Origin of the sequence: Streptomyces sp. NPDC097617, assembly GCF_044761485.1 — a bacterium.
In the GTDB taxonomy this organism is placed as follows: Bacteria; Actinomycetota; Actinomycetes; order Streptomycetales; family Streptomycetaceae; genus Streptomyces.
In genome coordinates this window covers 1-15,971 of the sequence record NZ_JBIWCL010000036.1, presented here as the reverse complement: position 1 = coordinate 15,971, position 15,971 = coordinate 1, and the positions used below count along the sequence as shown (strand labels likewise).

The window sequence follows — 15,971 nt, the reverse complement described above, 5'->3', positions numbered from 1 at the left end:
GTAGCCCTGTAGCGGTCCCGGCCCGTGAAATAGGTCCTCAGACGTCGATGACGATGGTGAACGGGCCGTGATTGGTCAGCGAGACCCGCATGTCCGCGCCGAACCGGCCCGTCGCCACCGTCGCGCCCAGCGCGCGCAGCTGGGCGACGACCTCGTCGACCAGCGGCTCGGCCACCGGGCCGGGAGCCGCCGCGTTCCAGGTGGGGCGGCGGCCCTTGCGGGCGTCGCCGTAGAGCGTGAACTGCGAGATCACCAGCAGCGGTGCGCCGTTGTCGCTGCAGGACTTCTCGCCCTCCAGGATCCGTACGGACCACAGCTTGCGCGCCAGCACCGCCGCCTTCTCCGGCGTGTCGTCGTGGGTCACCCCCACCAGCACGCACAGCCCCTCGCCGACGATCTCGCCCACGGTCGCACCGTCCACGGCGACGCTCGCGCCGTCCACCCTCTGCACCACTGCTCGCATACCACCTGTGTACCAGGCTTGCACCCGTCCGGGGCCGATCGGGTGGAGTGGGACTGCGTGGGGGCCACGGAGAGTGGCACGATGCACGCAGGCGGTGCGGGTGCGCCGCACCGGTCGAGGGGACGGACTCGTTCGTATGAATACTTCTGGTACCTCCGTACCTGCATCACCCGCCTTCGTCGCAGCTGCCGCGGTACGACCGCCCGCGCAGCGCACGGCCGAGACGCAGGGGCAGGCGGCCCCGGCCACCGCGCTCGGGCTGCCGGAACTGCGCGCGCTGCGCCGCGACGCGCAGCGCGACGAGGCCGATCTGAGCTACGTACGCAGACTGCTCCAGGGCCGCATCGACATCCTGCGGGCCGAGGTGGCCCGGCGGACGGACCCCGAGGCGCCGGTGGTGGACCGGCTCTCCGTGATCCTCGCCGACGCCCCCTCCAGCCGCAGCGCCTCCGCCCGGCACGTCACGCTGGGCACCCCGCACAGCGAGGAGTACCGGCTGCTGGCGGCGGAGATGCTGTCCGATGTGGAGCTCTCGGACCTCGGCGCCCGCACGGACGGCGAACTGCACGACGGGCTGGTCCGGCTGGTGCGCTACGAGCAGCAGGTCTCGCGGCGCCGCCGGCAGCTCCAGCGCACGGTGGACGACTGCAGCGCGGAGATCACCCGGCGGTACCGGGAGGGCGAGGCGCAGGTGGACGATCTGCTGGCGTAGAAAATCGGGCGACCGGCGGCGGTCGGAAGATTAGCGTGGGCGGCTATGAGTGCTGACGTCCGGCCGATCGCCGAAACCGAACTTCCCGACTGGCTGCGCACGGTGCACACCGGTTTCCTGACCGCGAAGCCCGTGACCGGCTCCGACCTCGCGCAGCGGGCCAAGTACAGCGACTTCTCCCGGATGTGGGGAGCGTTCGACTCCGATTCCGGTCGGTGCGTGGCGGCACTGCGCTCCTTCCCGCAGGAACTGACCGTGCCCGGCGGGGCGGCCGTCCGCTCCACCGCCATCTCCAACGTGGGCGTGCTGCCCACCCATCGCCGGCAGGGAGTGCTGACCCGGATGATGGCCGCCGAGTTCGCGGCGGCCGCGGCGCGCGGCGACGCGCTGGCGACGCTGATCGCCGCCGAGTACCCGATCTACGGGCGATACGGGTTCGGGCCCGCCACCTCCCTCGTGGAGTGGGAGATCGACGTACCGCGCACCGGGCTGGACCGCAGGCTGGCGGCGCCCGTGGACGGCGGGAGGATCGAGCTCGTGGACGTCGAGGAGCTGCGGCTGGTGGGGCCGGAGTTGCACGAGCGGGTGCGGGCGCGCACGCCGGGGGCGGTGAACCGGGACGAGCGCTGGTGGAACCTGGCGACGGGCCTGGAGCAGTGGTCGTACCGCCCGTACAAGGGCCTCTTCCACGCCGTGTACCGGACGGCGGAGGGGGAGGTGGCGGGCCTCGCCGTCTACAGCGCCGACGACCAATGGGCGGACGCCAAGGTTCCGATGAACACCGTGCAGGTCAAGGACCTGCTGGCGGTCACCCCGCAGGCGGAGCGGGCGCTGTGGCAGTTCCTGTGCTCCATCGACTGGGTGCTGAAGGTCCGCACCGGCTACCGGGCCCCCGACGACCTCGCCCCGCAGATGCTGCCCGACCCGCGCTCGGCCCGGGTCGTCTCCTCGGCGGACTTCCTGTGGGTGCGGGTGCTGGACGTCGTACGGGCGCTGGGAGCGCGGACGTACGAGGTGCCCGGGGTGCTCGTGCTGGAGGTCGCCGACGGGACGGGTCCGGCGGCCGGCCGCTACCGGCTGGAGGCGGGCGCCGGCACCTGCGAGCGGACGGCGGAGCCGGCCGACCTGAGCCTGGACGTGGCAGCGCTCGGCTCCTTGTACCTGGGCGACACGTCCGCGGTGCGGCTGGCGGCGCTGGGCCGGGTGGACGAGGAGCGGCCGGGGGCGGTGGCGCTGGCGGACGCGGTGTTCCGTACCGCGCGCCGCCCGTGGTGCCCGGACATCTTCTGATCGCCGATCCTTGATCACTGGGCCGAGGGCCGAGGGCCGAGTACTGAGTACTGAGGACTGAGCGATTTGACGTCACTTGTGGAATCCCTGCGCGCCGCCGGCTGCGTGTTCGCGGAGGAGGAGGCGGAACTCCTCACCGGGGCCGCCGCCGGCCCGGACCACCTGGCGGAGCTGCTGGCCCGCCGGGTGGGCGGCGAACCGCTGGAGCACGTGGTCGGCTGGGCGGAGTTCTGCGGACTGCGCCTGGAGGTCGGCGCGGGGGCCTTCGTGCCGCGCCGGCGCACCGAGTTCCTGGTCCAGGAGGCGGTGGCGCTGGCCCGGCCCGGCGCGGTGGTGCTGGACCTGTGCTGCGGGGTCGGTGCCCTGGGCGCGGCGGTGGCCGCACAGCTGGCGGGCGGCGTGGAGCTGCACGCGGCGGACATCGACCCGGCGGCGCTGGCGTACGCGCGGCGCAACGTGGCCCCGTACGGCGGGCGGGTGTGGGAGGGCGATCTGTACGCCGCGCTGCCGGCGTCGCTGCGCGGCCGGGTGGACGTGCTGGTGGTCAACGCCCCGTACGTGCCGACGGGGGAGATCGGCCTGATGCCGGCGGAGGCGCGGGACCACGAGCCGCTGGTATCCCTGGACGGCGGGAGCGACGGCCTGGACATCCACCGCCGGGTGGCGGCGGGCGCCCTGCCCTGGCTGGCCCCGGGCGGCCACCTGCTGATCGAGACGAGCTCCCGCCAGTCCCCGTCGACGGCCTCGGCGCTGGCCTCGGCCGGGCTCGGCGTCCGGGCGGTCACCTCAAAGGAGCTGTACGCGACGGTGGTGATCGGCACGGCCTGACGCGCGGCCGGCGCAAGGGCCCCGGCGCAGAGGGCCGCAGCGAAAAGTCTTTCGCGCGGGCTGTCACATGTGCGGGGCGGGGCGGGTCAGGGGAGTGAAGCAGGCGGGAAACGAACCGGGGCGCGTCCGCGCCGGGGCCCGCCCGAGGGGAGCGTCAGATGTCCACCACCGCTGTTGTCCTTGCCCTGGTCGGCGCGTTCATGGTCGGGTTCTCGGCGGCCTCGGTCTTCCTCGGGGCGAAGTGGGTCGTCGAGCCGCTGGCCGAGTACGGGGTCCCGCGCTCGTGGTGGACCTGGCTCGGCGTCGCGAAGGCGGCGGGCGCGGCGGGCCTGGTCGTGGGCGTCTTCGTACCGCCGATCGGCGTCGCGGCGGCGATCGGGATCGCCCTGTACTTCGCGGGGGCCGTGATCACGGTGCTGCGGGCGAAGTCCTACGCCCACGTCGCCTTCCCGGTGATCTACGCGGCCCCGGCGGTGGCCACGCTGGTCCTCGCCCTGGGCGGCTGAGCATCGGGCGGAGCCATGTGGGAGATGTTGCAAGCAAGGCGCTTGCAATAGTTAGCAGAGTCGGGCAGGATCACAGCATGGCATCGCTCAACGTCGGAAATCTCGGCGAGTACCTCCGTGAGCAGCGTCGGCAGGCCCAGCTTTCGCTGCGCCAGCTGGCCGAGCAGGCGGGGGTGTCGAATCCGTACCTGAGCCAGATCGAGCGCGGGCTGCGCAAGCCGAGCGCGGACATCCTGCAGCAGCTGGCCAAGGCGCTGCGGATCTCCGCCGAGACGCTGTACGTGCAGGCCGGGATCCTGGATGAGCGGGACCCGGACGAGGTGGAGACGCGAGCCGTCATACTCGCCGACCCGTCCATCAACGAGCGGCAGAAGCAGGTGCTGCTCCAGATCTACGAGTCGTTCCGCAAGGAGAACGCGCTCGAAGCGCCCGCCGACGAGATGCCGTCGAAGACGAACTGAAGTTGATCCGGGAGGACCAGCACATGGCCATCGCCGATGACCTGAAGAAGACCCTCACCGACCCCACTCCCCTCTACTTCGCCGCCGGCACCGCCGATCTGGCCGTGCAGCAGGCCAAGAAGGTGCCCGACCTGATCGAGCAGCTGCGCGCCGAGGCCCCCGCGCGCATCGAGGCCGTGAAGAACACGGACCCGAAGGCCGTTCAGGACGCGGTCACCGCCAAGGTCGCCGAGGTGCTCGGCGCGATCGACCCGAAGAAGCTCGGGGAGACCGCCCAGGACCTGGCGCTGCGCGGTGTCGGCGTGGCCGCCGAGTACGCGGTGCGCGCCAAGGAGACCTACGACAAGGTCGCCGAGCACGGCGAGCAGGCCGTGCGCAGCTGGCGCGGCGAGGTCTCCGCGGAGATCGTCGACATCGCCGTCGCCGTAGAGCCCGAGACGGGGACGGAGACGGCGGCGCAGCCCGAGCCGGTGGCCGAGGCCGCCGCCGCGGAGAAGCCCGCCGCCAGGAAGCCCACCGCGCGCAAGAGCACGACCAAGAAGGCCGCGGTCACGGCGGACGACGCCGGCTGAGGCGCGGCCGCATGAGCGACGGCGGGCCGGGCACCCTTCTGGTGCCCGGCCCGTTGTGGTTCATGAGGGCTCCCGTGCCGGTAGCGTGGAGACGGGTGGCATCCGAAGTGCGAAGCAGAAGCTGAGAAGGCGGTCGAAGCGATGTTGATGGAAGGGTTCGATCGAGGCGTGATCCCGTTGCTCGGGCTCGCCATGCTGGTGCTCGCGGTCGTGGCCTTCGTGTTCGCGCTGCTGGCGCGGGACGACGCGTACCGGGCGGCCGGCAAGCAGAGCAAGACCTTCTGGCTGGTCATCCTCGGCGTCACCGTGGCCGTGGACTTCTTCCTGGGGATGCTGTTCCTGCAGATCGCCGGTCTCGTCGCGACCATCGTGTTCTTCGTCGACGTGCGCCCGGCCCTCAAGCAGGTCTCGGGCGGCGGCGGCCGGCGCGGCGGCAGCAGCAGCGACGGCCCGTACGGGCCCTACAACGGCGGACGGTAGGCGGACCGCCGGACCGGAAGGGTTCCCGGACCCCGGACCCCGGACCCCCGGGACCGGAAGGATCCCTCGTTTCCGAGGGCTCAGCCCTCGGCGCGGGAGAGCAGGACCACGGCCACGTCGTCCGTGAGCTCGCCGCCGTTGAGCCGGCGGGCCTCGGTGACGGAGGCCTCCAGCAGGCCCTCACCGCTCAGGCCGCGGTCCAGGTGCCGGTTGATCATGTCGACCATCCCGTCCTGGCCCAGGCGTTCCTTGCCCTCGCCGATGCGGCCCTCGATCAGGCCGTCGGTGTAGAGCATCAGGCTCCAGCTGCCGCCGAGCTCCACCTGGCGGCGCGGCCAGCGGGCGCGGGGCAGCAGCCCGAGGGCCGGGCCGCTGTTCTCGTACGGGAGCAGCCGCGCGCGGCGGCCCGGCCGGGAGATCAGCGGTGCCGGGTGACCGGCCAGGCACAGGCCGGCGCGGCGGCCGTCCGGGGCTATGTCGACCGTGCACAGCGTCGCGAAGATCTCCTCGCAGGGCCGCTCCACCTCCAGGACCTCCTGGAGGGTGGCCAGCAGGTCGTCGCCGCAGAGACCGGCCAGGGTCAGGGCGCGCCAGGCGATGCGGAGCTCGACGCCGAGCGCGGCCTCGTCGGGGCCGTGGCCGCAGACATCGCCGATCATGGCGTGGACGGTGCCGTCGGGGGTGCGGACCGTGTCGTAGAAGTCACCGCCGAGCAGCGCCCGGCTGCGGCCGGGGCGGTAGCGGGCGGCGAAGCGGAGGTCGGATCCCTCCAGGAGGGGCGTGGGGAGCAGGCCGCGTTCCAGGCGGGCGTTCTCCTGCGCGCGCAGTTTCGATTCTGCGAGCTTGTACTGGGCGATGTCCGCCCGTTTTCTCTCCACGGCGTAGCGGATGGCGCGGCTCAGCAGCCGGCCGTCCAGCTCGTCCCGGAAGAGGAAGTCCTGGGCGCCGACCTGCACGGCCTCGGCGGCGCGCTCGGCGTCGTCCTCGCCGGTCAGGACGAGGACGGCGTGGTGCGGGGCGATGCGCAGCACCTGGCGCAGGGCGAGCAGCTCGTCCACGGCGGTGGCCGTGCTTCCGGGCATCCGGGCGCCGGTGTCCGGGAGGGACAGGTCGAGCAGGATGCAGTGCACGTCGGGCGTGAGCAGCCGCTCGGCCTCGGTGAGGTTGCGGGCGGTGCGGAGCCGGATGCGGTGGCCGTCCGCGTCGAGGATCTCGGGGACGGTGAGGCCGCCGGCCGGGTCGTCCTCGATGACCAGGAGGGTCAGCTGGCTCGTGTGGGGGGTCGGGATCTGCGGGGTCGCCTGCGCGACGCCCGTGCCTGCTGCGGCCGGGGCGGCGGTGTACAGAACGGCCTGACCGCTCTCCACGGCCGGGGTGTCCCTCTGCCGCGGTACGGGTACGGGCATCGTCTCCGGTTCCTTCCCTCCCCCCGAGGGTGCGCTCGTCCGGCAGACCCTAGCGGTCCCGGACCGGCAAACGGAATGCCGTTCTTGGTGAGCGCCTCCGGCATATGCGGTTATCGCGGGGGAAAAACCGCCTCACTGGATGACAAAGGTCACGGCACGGCCGCGTCCCTTCCCGACCATCGAGACGTCCCCGAGCCCCACCGGGTTGCCTCCGGGCCCCGATCGTCCAGCCCCGGCCTGTCCGCCCACCCGCCCAGCCCTTCCGGCTGCCCCGCCCCCAGCCCCTCCGGCGTTCGAGGAGCGGGGTCCGGGGCGGAGCCCCGGCAGGGAGGTCGCGCGGGCAGGGGTCCGCGCCCCCACCCGCACGCCGAGCAACCCCGCGGGGGCTACGCGTCGGGGCGGACCACGGCCTTGATCGGCATCGAGCCCGCACCCGCCATCGTCACGTTCCGGCCGGGCCGCGGCGCGTGGACCATCGCGCCGTCGCCGACATACATCCCGACGTGGCTCGCGTCGTCGAAGTAGATGATCAGGTCACCGGGGCGCATGTCCTTCAGCTCGACCTTCGGCAGCAGCCGCAGCTGCTCCTGCGAGGTGCGCGGGATGCCCTTGCCGGCCGCGCGCCAGGCCTGCGAGGTCAGCCCGGAGCAGTCATAGGAGTCCGGACCCACGGCGCCCCACTTGTACGGCTTGCCCATCTGGGCGGTGGCGAACTGCACGGCAGCCTTGCCGGCGTCGGTCGCCTTGCCGTTGACGTCCTTCATCGCGCCCGTCGACAGCCACGCCGTCTGCGCCTTGTACTGCGCTTCCTGCTCCAGCTGGATCAGCCGGGCCTTCTCCTCGGCCTCCAGCTTGCTCTCCAGCTCCTCCGCGGCCTTGATCTTCTCCTCGATCTGCTTCCTGGAGTCCTCCGACGTGATCCGGTTGGCCTCCAGGGTGGCCCAGCGCTCGCTCGCCTCCGTGGCGTAGCGCTGCAAGTCGGCCTGGGTCCGGTCCAGTTCGGAGAGCAGGCCCGAGGTGGCCTTCTCGCCCTGGCGCAGCCGGCCGGCCCCGTCGAGGAACTGGTTCGGGTCGTCGCTCAGCGCCAGTTGCGCGCCCGGCGGGATGCCGCCCGAGCGGTACTGGGCGCGAGCGGCGGCGCCCGCCCGGTTCTTCAGGGTGGCGATCCGCTCCTTGCCGGCGACGACGAGCTTGGCGATCTCGACGATCTTGTCCGACTGGGCTTTGGTCTCGGCCTCGGCGAGGTTGTAGGCATCCGTGGCGGTGCCCGCCTGCCGGTACAGCTCGTCGATCTCCTTGCGGACCTGCTCCAGGGACTTGCTGCCCGGTTCGGGCAGCGGCGCGGCCGGAGCGGCCGGAGCGGCCGGAGCCGCTGGGGCCACCGGAGCCACCGGGGCCGCATACGCGATGCCCGTCGCGAGGCCCGGTGCCGTCAGTACCGCCAACGCGCACAGCAGCACGAAAGAGCTTGCGCCTCGTCGTTGCTTTACGGCTCCCATGGTCCCCCCAGGCACCCGAGTCAGACCGCGTAATGAATCTGACTATTCATCAGTAACTTGTCACTGCCATCGGGATGGTGCCATGAGTCGATGAATTCCGACACCCTTGTGGATGGCGTTCCGATCTTGTTTGCCCCATCGGACGCCCGTCCTCCACCCCTCACGGCCCAACGGACCGCCCGGGCCGCCGGTTCCCCACCACCCCACACCACGCCGCATTCACCCCACCGGGCGCAACGCCTCCCAGGGCAGCGTCAGTTCCCCCTGCCGCCACCGCCGCGGACCGTCCACCAGCGGCCAGTCCCCGCAGAGCGCCCGCGCGGTCCGGATCCAGCGCTGCCGCGCCCCGTAGGCCGCGTACGGAGCCGCCGCCGCCCACGCCCGGTCGAAGTCGCGCAGGAACGCGTGCACCGGCTCGCCCGGCACGTTCCGGTGGATCAGCGCCTTCGGCAGCCGCTCCGCCAGATCCGACGGACGCTCCAGGGAACCCAGCCGGGTCGCGAACGTCACCGTGCGCGCCCCCTCCGGACCCAGCGCCACCCACACGTGCCGCCGCCCGATCTCGTCACAGGTCCCCTCCACCAGCAGCCCGTCCGGGGCCAGCCGCGCGCACAGCCGCGCCCACACCTGCGCGACCTGCTCCTCGTCGTACTGGCGCAGTACGTTCGCCGCGCGGATCAGCGCCGGCCGGACCCCGCCGTCCAACGGCACCTCGAAACCGCCGTGCCGGAAGCTCAGGCCCTCCCGTTCGTACGGCTTGGCCCCCGCCACCCGTGCCGGCTCGATCTCGATGCCGACCACCCGCACCCGCGGCGCCGCGTCCCGCAACCGCGCCAGCAGCTCCACCGCGGTCCAGGGCGCGGCCCCGTACCCGAGGTCCACCGCGACCGGGGCCTCCGCGCGCCGCAGCGTGGCACCGTGGGTGGCCGCGATCCAGCGGTCCATCCGGCGCAACCGGTTCGGATTCGTCGTCCCGCGGGTCACCGAGCCCACGGGGCGGCCGGGCGCGCGGCTGGAGGGCGGGGTACTGCGGGAGGCCATGAGCCGAGGGTAAGCGGAGGGTCCGCACACCGTGAAAAGCCCCCGTCACACCCACGGCCGCGAGGAAAGACGCAGGAAATCCGGAGACCCCGGAATGCGGGGGACGGCCATCCGGGTTGCACTCCTTGCAGGGCGCCTTCCGCGCTCCCGCCGTCATGCCGTCCGGCATGTCGTCCGTCATGCCGTCCGAGCGTCGTGCGTGCGCCGTCCGAGCCGAGAGGACTGGTCCCTTGAGCCAGTACGTGTCCCGCCTCAGTGGTCGCCTCGCCGCCGCCCGAGCCACCCGGCACGAGCCGCCGCGCCTGCGTCTTCCGGCCGTGGGCCACCACCGCAAGCCGCGCCGCGTGGCCATGCTCAGCGTGCACACCTCTCCGCTGCACCAGCCCGGCACCGGCGACGCCGGCGGAATGAACGTCTACATCGTGGAGCTGGCCAAGCGGCTCGCCGCGATCAACATCGAGGTCGAGATCTTCACCCGCGCCACCACCGGCGGGCTGCCCCCCGTGGTCGAGCTGGCTCCCGGGGTCCTCGTACGGCACGTGGACGCGGGCCCTTACGAGGGCCTCGCCAAGGAGGAGCTCCCGGCCCAGCTGTGCGCCTTCACCCATGGCGTGATGCAGGCCTGGGCCGGCCACCGCCCCGGCTACTACGACCTCGTCCACTCCCACTACTGGCTCTCCGGCCACGTGGGCTGGCTCGCGGCCGAACGCTGGGGCGTCCCGCTCGTGCACGCCATGCACACCATGGCGAAGGTCAAGAACGCGGCGCTGGCCGAGGGGGACAGGCCCGAGCCCGCCGCCCGCGTCATAGGCGAGACCCAGATCGTGGCCGCCGCCGACCGGCTCATCGCGAACACCGCCGAGGAGGCGGACGAGCTCGTCCGGCACTACGAGGCCGACCCGGCCAAGGTGGCCGTCGTCCACCCCGGGGTGAACCTCGACCGCTTCACGGTCGGCGACGGCCGGGCCGCCGCCCGCGCCCGCCTCGGCCTGCCCCAGGACGCCGTCATCCCGCTGTTCGCCGGGCGGATCCAGCCGCTGAAGGCCCCCGACATCCTGCTGCGCGCCGTCGCCGTCATGGTCGACCAGGACCCCTCGCTGCGCCGCCGCCTCTTCGTCCCCGTCGTCGGCGGTCCCAGCGGCAGCGGCCTCGCCAAGCCGGAGGGCCTGCAGAAGCTCGCGGCGAAGCTGGGCATCGCCGACCTCGTACACTTCCACCCGCCGGTCGCGCAGGACGGTCTCGCCGACTGGTTCCGGGCCGCGTCCGTGCTGGTCATGCCCTCCTACAACGAGTCCTTCGGGCTCGTCGCCATAGAGGCCCAGGCCACCGGTACGCCGGTGCTCGCCGCCGAGGTCGGCGGACTGCCCGTCGCCGTCAACGACGGGGTCACGGGGATCCTCGTACCCGGGCACGACCCGGTGGACTACGCGCGGGAGCTGCGCCGCTTCGTGGACGAGCCCGGGCTCGACGACCGGATGGGCGCCGAGGCGGCGCGGCACGCGCAGTTCTTCGGCTGGGACACCGCTGCGAGCGGCACGGCCGACGTCTACACCGCGGCCATGCATGATCATCGCCGTCGCGTACGCTCCCACCATGGCTGACACCGCCGAGATCGTCGAGAGCGCGCTCACCGCCGCGGAGCTGAGCTGGGAGAGCCCCCAACCGGGGACCTACGTCGTCCAGCTCCCCGGCACCCGCAAGCTGAGCACCACCTGCTCGCTCAAGATCGGCCGGCACTCGCTGTCGGTCAACGCCTTCGTGATCCGGCACCCCGACGAGAACGAGGCGGGCGTCCACCGCTGGCTGCTGGAGCGCAACCTCAAGCTGTACGGCATGGCGTACGCGGTGGACCGCCTCGGCGACGTCTACCTGACGGCCCGGCTCCCGCTGTCGGTCGTCGACCCGGAGGAGCTGGACCGGCTGCTCGGCACGGTCCTGGAGGCGGCGGACGGCTCCTTCAACACCCTGCTGGAACTGGGCTTCGCGAGCGCGATCCGGCGCGAGTACGAATGGCGGGTCTCGCGCGGCGAGCCGACCTTCAACCTCGACGCCTTCAAGCACCTGACGCGCCCGTCGTAGACCCGGCCCCGCCGGCGCTCGAGGCGCGGGTCCGGGCGGAGCCCGATGGGGCTAGGCCGCGCCGGCCACAGGCGCCGGCTTCGCCGCCCCCGCCACTGCCACCTCGGCCACGTCCACCCCGGCGCACCCAACAGTCACACCCGCATCACCCTCGGAGAGCCCCCGCATCAGCAGCCAGTAACCGGCCGCCGCCACCGTCCCCAGCACACCCGTGGCCCCCCACAGCCAGTCGGCCCCGTACCGGTCGATCAGGACGCCCGCCATCAGCGGCGCGACCAGCGCGGCCACCGCCCAGGACATCGAGTAGACGCCCTGGTAGCGCCCGCGTCCGTGCACCGGCGAGAGCCGTACGACCAGGCTCATCTGGGTCGGCGAGTTCACGATCTCGGCGAGCGTCCACACGCACACCGTCAGCGCGTACGCCCACAACGGCCCCGCGAAGGCCGTCAGCGCGAAGCCGTAGCCCGCCAGCAGCGCGGAGATCACGAGCAGCTTCTGCGGGTCGCGGTGCTCGATGAACCGGGTGACCGGGATCTGGAGCAGCACGATCAGCAGCCCGTTCACGGCGACGACCAGCCCGTAGTCCCCGGGCGAGAACCCGGCGGCGCCCATCGCGACCGGCAGGCCGACCGACCCCTGGGTGAAGATCAGCGAGATCAGGAACGACAGCCCGACCACGCCCATGAACCGTCCGTCCCGCAGCACGGTCCCGAGCCCGACCGCCGGCTCCGCGGCGGCGGTGGCCGACGCGCCCCCGGGCCGTTCGGGCCGGGACTCGGGCAGCTTGACGAAGACCAGCACCGCGCAGGCCAGCGTCAGGGCCGCCTCGCCCAGGAAGCCCGCCCGGTAGCTGTACTCGGCGATCAGGCCCGCCGCCATCGCGCTGACGGCGAAGCCGAGGTTGATGGCCCAGTAGTTGAGCGCGAACGCCCGTACGCGGTCCTCGGGACGGACGATGTCCGCCATCATCGCCGCGACCGCCGGCCGGGAGGCGTTGGAGGTCACGCCGACCAGCAGGGCCACGGCCGCGATCGCCGCCGGGTGCTCCATGAAGCCGAGCAGCGCCACCGAGAAGGCGGTCGAGGTCTGGGCCGCCAGCAGGGTGGGCCGGCGCCCCAGCCGGTCGGTCATCACACCGGCGGCGAGGGAGGAGATCACCCCGCCGAGCCCGTGCAGGGCGACGACGAGCCCGGCGAAGGAGGCCGAGTAGCCCCGCTCCATGGTCAGGTACAAGGTCATGAAGGTGGCGACGAAGGCACCGAGCCGGTTCACCAGGGTGCTCGTCCAGAGCCACCAGAAGGCCCGGGGCAGCCCCGAGACGCTCTCCCGGGCGGCCTGTCCGAAACGGGCAGCGGACATAAAGGGATCCCCCCGGCGATGTAAGCGTCACTCGTACGCTGTGCACATTACGAGTGACGGCCCTCCGGGCGCCAGCGAATTGACGCCCGCCGTCAATCGGCGGGCCCCCTGTGCCGCGCGCGAGCGCGCCCGTACGTCCATTAGGCTCGTACGCATGGCCGACGCACCGTACAAGCTGATCCTCCTCCGCCACGGCGAGAGCGACTGGAACGCGAAGAACCTGTTCACCGGCTGGGTGGACGTCAACCTCACCGAAAAGGGCGAGAAGGAGGCGGTCCGCGGCGGTGAGCTGCTCAAGGACGCCGGCCTGCTGCCCGACGTGCTGCACACCTCCCTGCAGAAGCGCGCCATCCGCACCGCGCAGCTCGCGCTGGAGGCCGCCGACCGTCACTGGATCCCGGTGCACCGCTCCTGGCGCCTGAACGAGCGCCACTACGGTGCGCTCCAGGGCAAGGACAAGGCGCAGACCCTCGCGGAGTTCGGCGAGGAGCAGTTCATGCTGTGGCGCCGCTCGTACGACACCCCGCCGCCGGTCCTCGAGGACGGTACGGAGTTCTCGCAGTCCGAGGACCCGCGCTACGCGTCGATCCCGAACGAGCTGCGTCCGCGCACGGAGTGCCTCAAGGACGTCGTCGAGCGCATGCTGCCGTACTGGTACGACGGCATCGTCCCGGACCTGCTGGCCGGTCGCACGGTCCTGGTCGCCGCGCACGGCAACTCCCTGCGCGGTCTGGTCAAGCACCTGGACGGCATCTCCGACGCCGACATCACGGGCCTGAACATCCCGACCGGCATCCCGCTCGTCTACGAACTGGACGCCGACTTCAAGCCCCTGAAGCCGGGCGGCACCTACCTCGACCCGGACGCCGCGGCGGCGGCCATCGAGGCGGTCAAGAACCAGGGCAAGAAGAAGTAGCAAAAGCGATCATGCCCCTGACCTGCGCACACGGCACAGGTCAGGGGCTTTCCTGCGTTCCGGGCCCACCCGGGTCCCGGGACGCGGGGGAGGCTGGGTGACCCGCCAGCCGTGGTCGGCCAGCCCGTTCATGACCTTGGTCAGCCGGGTGCCGTCCAGCGGGCCGGGGAAGGCCCGCTCCACCACGCACTCGGCCGGCCTCGCCCCGGCGCGGGCGAAGTCGCCGTCCAGGCCTGCCGACGCGGTGACGGACTCGAAGTCCCGGAGCACGTCCTCCTGCTCCAGGTCCGGGCCGCTGTACGCCCGCACGCCCGCGGTCCCGGACCCGGTTCCGCGACGTCAATCGACCTCGGTCCACGGGCCGGTGGCCTCGTCCTTCGGGATCCAGAGCAAGGGCTGGCGTGTGCGGCAGCGCTCGTCCGCCCCCTCCTCCCAGGGGAACCGGCCCTCCCTGTCCGGCCAGAACAGCTGAGTGATCGGCAGCGGCGGGCTCTGGTAGAAGTCGATGCCCGCGCCGAAGAACCCGTGGTACCAGCTGGGGTGCACGGGCCGGACGATCACGTCGTAGCCGCCCAGGACGTCACCCCGCCGCTCGTCGGGCTCCAGCGGGTTCCCGTCCCGGATCGCCGCCCCGGCGGCGTTGGCCACCTGCATCGCGGTCTGCGCGGACAGCCCGAACACGCTCACCTCGGGGCTGCGCAGGGAGTGCCAGAGGCCGATGGAGTAGCCCCAGTCGCCGGGGGCGTCACCGCCGGCCACGCCCATCACGTGCCAGCCGTGCTCCGAGACGCTCCGTGCGATCCGGGTGTCGCGTTCCTCCGACGCGGGCCCGCCCCATTCGGTCGGGGCGCAGAGGAGGCAGAAGCAGGGGGAGTCGTCCATCCGGCGAGCGTAGGCCAGCCCCTGGGCGGGGCACTCCGCGCCCCTCAGGTGCCGGCCGCCGGGGTGTTCCTGCGCCATTCGTCGCCGATCGAGCGGATCAGGGCCGGGTAGACCCCGAGGTGGCGGAACGGCTTGATGCCCAGCATGTAGAGGGCGCCGAGACGGCCGTTCGGTTTGACCAGGATGGCCATTTGGCCGTGGTATCCGCCGTTCCCGTCCGGGACCCAGCCGATGTGCAGCACTCCGTGCATGGTCCGGTTGGCGCTCTCCGCCGCCCATTCGTCGTGCGTCTCGTACACCGAGGTGAACGGGATCGAGCGGAGGTCCGGGCCCCGTTCGCCCTCGCGCAGGGTCGGGACGCGGGTGCCGAGGCCGTCGGCGGGCTTGTCCCAGCCGAGCAGCCTGCCGAGCCCGTGGCGGACCGCGAAGAGGACGCGCGCCACGGGGGAGGGGGCGGGATCGCCCGAGCCGGCCGCGAACTGGCGCACCAGGCGCACCAGATCGTCGGGCCCGCCGGGGGTCGGTAGCGCCCACACGTCCTCGACCCGGAAGTCTCCGGCGATCTCGTGGATCCGCCACGGGCGTGAGGTGTGTGCAGTGCTGGGGAGTCTCATCGGTCGGCCCCTGTCTATACGCTGTCGTATACATCGAGGCTAGCACTTATCTGTACGGCACCGTATAGATAAGGGATCGTGTGAGGAGGAGCACGGCATGGGCGCGACCCGCACACCGCGCGGCAAGTGGATCGAGGAGGGGCTGCGCGCGCTGGCCGCCGGCGGACCCGACGCCGTGCGCGTCGAGTCGCTCGCGCAGGCGCTCGGTGTCAGCAAGGGCGGTTTCTACGGGTACTTCGGCAGCCGCGGCGCCCTCCTCACGGAGATGCTCGACACCTGGGAGCACGAGGTCGCCGACGCCGTGATCGAGCAGGTCGAGGGCGGCGGGGGAGACGCGCGGGCCAGGCTGGAGCGGCTGTTCGCGATCGCCTCGTCGGCCGACGGGCCGGTCAGGGGCACCACGGCCGAGCTGGCGATCCGCGACTGGGCCCGGCGCGACGAAGCGGTCGCCGAGCGGCTGCGGCGTACCGACAACCGGCGGATGGACTACCTGCGTTCGCTGTTCCGCGCCATCTGCGCCGACGAGGACGACGTCGAGGTCCGCTCGCTGCTCGCCTACTCGCTGCGGATCGGCGAACACTTCATCGCCGCCGACCACGGCGCCCGCACGCGCGCGGAGGTCATGGAGCTGACGAAGAACTGGCTCCTGAGGTAGCCGCCGTAGGCGCGCCGGTCGTTGAAGGTGCTGAACGTGACGCGGGGGCCGGACGGCTCCCGATCGGGCCCGCGACTTCGGAGCGGCGCATGCGAAAGGCCCCGGCCGAGGAGACGGCGGGTTCTAACGATCCCCGCAACACCCTGGATTCAGGGAGTTGCGGGGATCGTGGATTTTGAGGTGTTGAAGGCGAGGTTCTTCGAGGCGT

At 72.4% G+C, this 15,971-nt stretch carries 19 protein-coding genes; 11 read left to right on the top strand and 8 right to left on the bottom strand.

Annotation, left to right across the window (positions count from 1 at the left end; translation table 11 throughout):
• Nucleotides 1-37: 37 nt before the first annotated feature.
• A complete protein-coding gene (dtd, locus tag ACIQZO_RS36975; RefSeq protein WP_403635317.1) occupies nt 38-463 on the bottom strand; it encodes a D-aminoacyl-tRNA deacylase in 426 nt (141 codons plus the stop codon).
• 136 nt (nt 464-599) lie between these two features.
• Between dtd and ACIQZO_RS36970 the strand changes: the two genes are divergently transcribed.
• From ACIQZO_RS36970 to ACIQZO_RS36940, 7 genes are all read left to right on the top strand, one after another.
• Complete coding sequence (locus tag ACIQZO_RS36970; RefSeq protein ID WP_403635315.1) at nt 600-1,175, top strand: AmfC protein; 576 nt, start codon at nt 600-602, stop codon at nt 1,173-1,175.
• A 45-nt stretch (nt 1,176-1,220) separates the two neighbouring features.
• Nucleotides 1,221-2,465, top strand: coding sequence for a GNAT family N-acetyltransferase (locus ACIQZO_RS36965; RefSeq protein WP_403635313.1), 1,245 nt, complete (start codon nt 1,221-1,223; stop codon nt 2,463-2,465).
• 57 nt (nt 2,466-2,522) lie between these two features.
• Nucleotides 2,523-3,293: a putative protein N(5)-glutamine methyltransferase gene (locus ACIQZO_RS36960; RefSeq protein WP_403635389.1), complete on the top strand. Its 771-nt coding sequence runs from the start codon at nt 2,523-2,525 to the stop codon at nt 3,291-3,293.
• Between the two features lie 158 nt (nt 3,294-3,451).
• Nucleotides 3,452-3,799, top strand: coding sequence for a DoxX family protein (locus ACIQZO_RS36955; RefSeq protein ID WP_403635311.1), 348 nt, complete (start codon nt 3,452-3,454; stop codon nt 3,797-3,799).
• Between the two features lie 77 nt (nt 3,800-3,876).
• Entirely contained in the window at nt 3,877-4,260 is a 384-nt protein-coding gene (locus ACIQZO_RS36950; RefSeq protein ID WP_052875667.1) for a helix-turn-helix domain-containing protein, read from the top strand.
• Between the two features lie 23 nt (nt 4,261-4,283).
• The gene (locus tag ACIQZO_RS36945; RefSeq protein ID WP_403635310.1) at nt 4,284-4,832 is read left to right on the top strand and encodes a hypothetical protein; all 549 of its coding nucleotides are present in this window, start codon (nt 4,284-4,286) and stop codon (nt 4,830-4,832) included.
• A 141-nt stretch (nt 4,833-4,973) separates the two neighbouring features.
• The gene (locus ACIQZO_RS36940) at nt 4,974-5,312 is read left to right on the top strand and encodes a DUF2516 family protein (RefSeq protein ID WP_403635308.1); all 339 of its coding nucleotides are present in this window, start codon (nt 4,974-4,976) and stop codon (nt 5,310-5,312) included.
• An 80-nt stretch (nt 5,313-5,392) separates the two neighbouring features.
• On the opposite strand, the gene ACIQZO_RS36935 is transcribed toward ACIQZO_RS36940, so the two are convergent.
• From ACIQZO_RS36935 to ACIQZO_RS36925, 3 genes are all read right to left on the bottom strand, one after another.
• On the bottom strand, nt 5,393-6,718 hold the full coding sequence (locus ACIQZO_RS36935; RefSeq protein ID WP_403635307.1) for a PP2C family protein-serine/threonine phosphatase: 1,326 nt from the start codon (nt 6,716-6,718) through the stop codon (nt 5,393-5,395).
• Nucleotides 6,719-7,104: 386 nt separating this feature from the next.
• Entirely contained in the window at nt 7,105-8,217 is a 1,113-nt protein-coding gene (locus ACIQZO_RS36930) for an NlpC/P60 family protein (protein WP_403635306.1), read from the bottom strand.
• 219 nt (nt 8,218-8,436) lie between these two features.
• Complete coding sequence (locus tag ACIQZO_RS36925; protein WP_403635303.1) at nt 8,437-9,258, bottom strand: class I SAM-dependent methyltransferase; 822 nt, start codon at nt 9,256-9,258, stop codon at nt 8,437-8,439.
• A gap of 230 nt (nt 9,259-9,488) precedes the next feature.
• On the opposite strand from ACIQZO_RS36925, the gene mshA reads away from it, so the two are divergent.
• Together mshA and ACIQZO_RS36915 are read left to right on the top strand one after the other, a co-directional pair.
• Nucleotides 9,489-10,859 carry a D-inositol-3-phosphate glycosyltransferase gene (gene mshA / locus ACIQZO_RS36920; protein ID WP_403635300.1) on the top strand — a complete coding sequence of 457 codons (1,371 nt, stop codon included), beginning with the start codon at nt 9,489-9,491 and terminating at the stop codon, nt 10,857-10,859.
• Nucleotides 10,852-11,337 (top strand): YbjN domain-containing protein, encoded by a 486-nt coding sequence (locus ACIQZO_RS36915; protein WP_403635297.1) that lies wholly within the window; start codon nt 10,852-10,854, stop codon nt 11,335-11,337. The genes mshA and ACIQZO_RS36915 overlap by 8 nt, the downstream gene beginning before the upstream one ends.
• 51 nt (nt 11,338-11,388) lie before the next feature.
• Here the strand turns inward: ACIQZO_RS36915 and ACIQZO_RS36910 are convergent, their stop codons facing one another.
• Nucleotides 11,389-12,696: an MDR family MFS transporter gene (locus ACIQZO_RS36910; protein ID WP_403635294.1), complete on the bottom strand. Its 1,308-nt coding sequence runs from the start codon at nt 12,694-12,696 to the stop codon at nt 11,389-11,391.
• A 154-nt stretch (nt 12,697-12,850) separates the two neighbouring features.
• On the opposite strand from ACIQZO_RS36910, the gene ACIQZO_RS36905 reads away from it, so the two are divergent.
• Nucleotides 12,851-13,612 (top strand): phosphoglyceromutase, encoded by a 762-nt coding sequence (locus ACIQZO_RS36905; protein WP_319724882.1) that lies wholly within the window; start codon nt 12,851-12,853, stop codon nt 13,610-13,612.
• Between the two features lie 9 nt (nt 13,613-13,621).
• Here ACIQZO_RS36905 and ACIQZO_RS36900 read toward each other — a convergent pair whose 3' ends face one another.
• The 3 genes from ACIQZO_RS36900 to ACIQZO_RS36890 are packed head-to-tail and all read right to left on the bottom strand — an operon-like array spanning nt 13,622 to nt 15,108.
• Nucleotides 13,622-13,921 carry a hypothetical protein gene (locus tag ACIQZO_RS36900; protein WP_403635292.1) on the bottom strand — a complete coding sequence of 100 codons (300 nt, stop codon included), beginning with the start codon at nt 13,919-13,921 and terminating at the stop codon, nt 13,622-13,624.
• Nucleotides 13,922-13,951: 30 nt separating this feature from the next.
• Entirely contained in the window at nt 13,952-14,494 is a 543-nt protein-coding gene (locus ACIQZO_RS36895) for a DUF4262 domain-containing protein (protein ID WP_403635289.1), read from the bottom strand.
• 44 nt (nt 14,495-14,538) lie between these two features.
• The gene (locus ACIQZO_RS36890) at nt 14,539-15,108 is read right to left on the bottom strand and encodes a DUF2867 domain-containing protein (RefSeq protein WP_403635287.1); all 570 of its coding nucleotides are present in this window, start codon (nt 15,106-15,108) and stop codon (nt 14,539-14,541) included.
• Between the two features lie 97 nt (nt 15,109-15,205).
• Here ACIQZO_RS36890 and ACIQZO_RS36885 point away from each other — a divergent pair, with 97 nt between their 5' ends.
• Nucleotides 15,206-15,763, top strand: a complete 558-nt coding sequence (locus tag ACIQZO_RS36885) for a TetR/AcrR family transcriptional regulator (protein ID WP_403635284.1) — start codon at nt 15,206-15,208, stop codon at nt 15,761-15,763.
• Nucleotides 15,764-15,971 lie beyond the last annotated feature (208 nt).

What these genes read in the sequence shown, in the direction of transcription:
- dtd (WP_403635317.1), bottom strand. Translation starts at nt 463, where the DNA reads ATGCGAGCAGTGGTGCAGAGGGTGGACGGCGCGAGCGTCGCCGTGGAC.
- ACIQZO_RS36970 (WP_403635315.1), top strand. Translation starts at nt 600, where the DNA reads ATGAATACTTCTGGTACCTCCGTACCTGCATCACCCGCCTTCGTCGCA.
- ACIQZO_RS36965 (WP_403635313.1), top strand. Translation starts at nt 1,221, where the DNA reads ATGAGTGCTGACGTCCGGCCGATCGCCGAAACCGAACTTCCCGACTGG.
- ACIQZO_RS36955 (WP_403635311.1), top strand. Translation starts at nt 3,452, where the DNA reads ATGTCCACCACCGCTGTTGTCCTTGCCCTGGTCGGCGCGTTCATGGTC.
- ACIQZO_RS36950 (WP_052875667.1), top strand. Translation starts at nt 3,877, where the DNA reads ATGGCATCGCTCAACGTCGGAAATCTCGGCGAGTACCTCCGTGAGCAG.
- ACIQZO_RS36945 (WP_403635310.1), top strand. Translation starts at nt 4,284, where the DNA reads ATGGCCATCGCCGATGACCTGAAGAAGACCCTCACCGACCCCACTCCC.
- ACIQZO_RS36940 (WP_403635308.1), top strand. Translation starts at nt 4,974, where the DNA reads ATGTTGATGGAAGGGTTCGATCGAGGCGTGATCCCGTTGCTCGGGCTC.
- ACIQZO_RS36935 (WP_403635307.1), bottom strand. Translation starts at nt 6,718, where the DNA reads ATGCCCGTACCCGTACCGCGGCAGAGGGACACCCCGGCCGTGGAGAGC.
- ACIQZO_RS36930 (WP_403635306.1), bottom strand. Translation starts at nt 8,217, where the DNA reads ATGGGAGCCGTAAAGCAACGACGAGGCGCAAGCTCTTTCGTGCTGCTG.
- ACIQZO_RS36925 (WP_403635303.1), bottom strand. Translation starts at nt 9,258, where the DNA reads ATGGCCTCCCGCAGTACCCCGCCCTCCAGCCGCGCGCCCGGCCGCCCC.
- ACIQZO_RS36915 (WP_403635297.1), top strand. Translation starts at nt 10,852, where the DNA reads ATGGCTGACACCGCCGAGATCGTCGAGAGCGCGCTCACCGCCGCGGAG.
- ACIQZO_RS36910 (WP_403635294.1), bottom strand. Translation starts at nt 12,696, where the DNA reads ATGTCCGCTGCCCGTTTCGGACAGGCCGCCCGGGAGAGCGTCTCGGGG.
- ACIQZO_RS36905 (WP_319724882.1), top strand. Translation starts at nt 12,851, where the DNA reads ATGGCCGACGCACCGTACAAGCTGATCCTCCTCCGCCACGGCGAGAGC.
- ACIQZO_RS36895 (WP_403635289.1), bottom strand. Translation starts at nt 14,494, where the DNA reads ATGGACGACTCCCCCTGCTTCTGCCTCCTCTGCGCCCCGACCGAATGG.
- ACIQZO_RS36890 (WP_403635287.1), bottom strand. Translation starts at nt 15,108, where the DNA reads ATGAGACTCCCCAGCACTGCACACACCTCACGCCCGTGGCGGATCCAC.
- ACIQZO_RS36885 (WP_403635284.1), top strand. Translation starts at nt 15,206, where the DNA reads ATGGGCGCGACCCGCACACCGCGCGGCAAGTGGATCGAGGAGGGGCTG.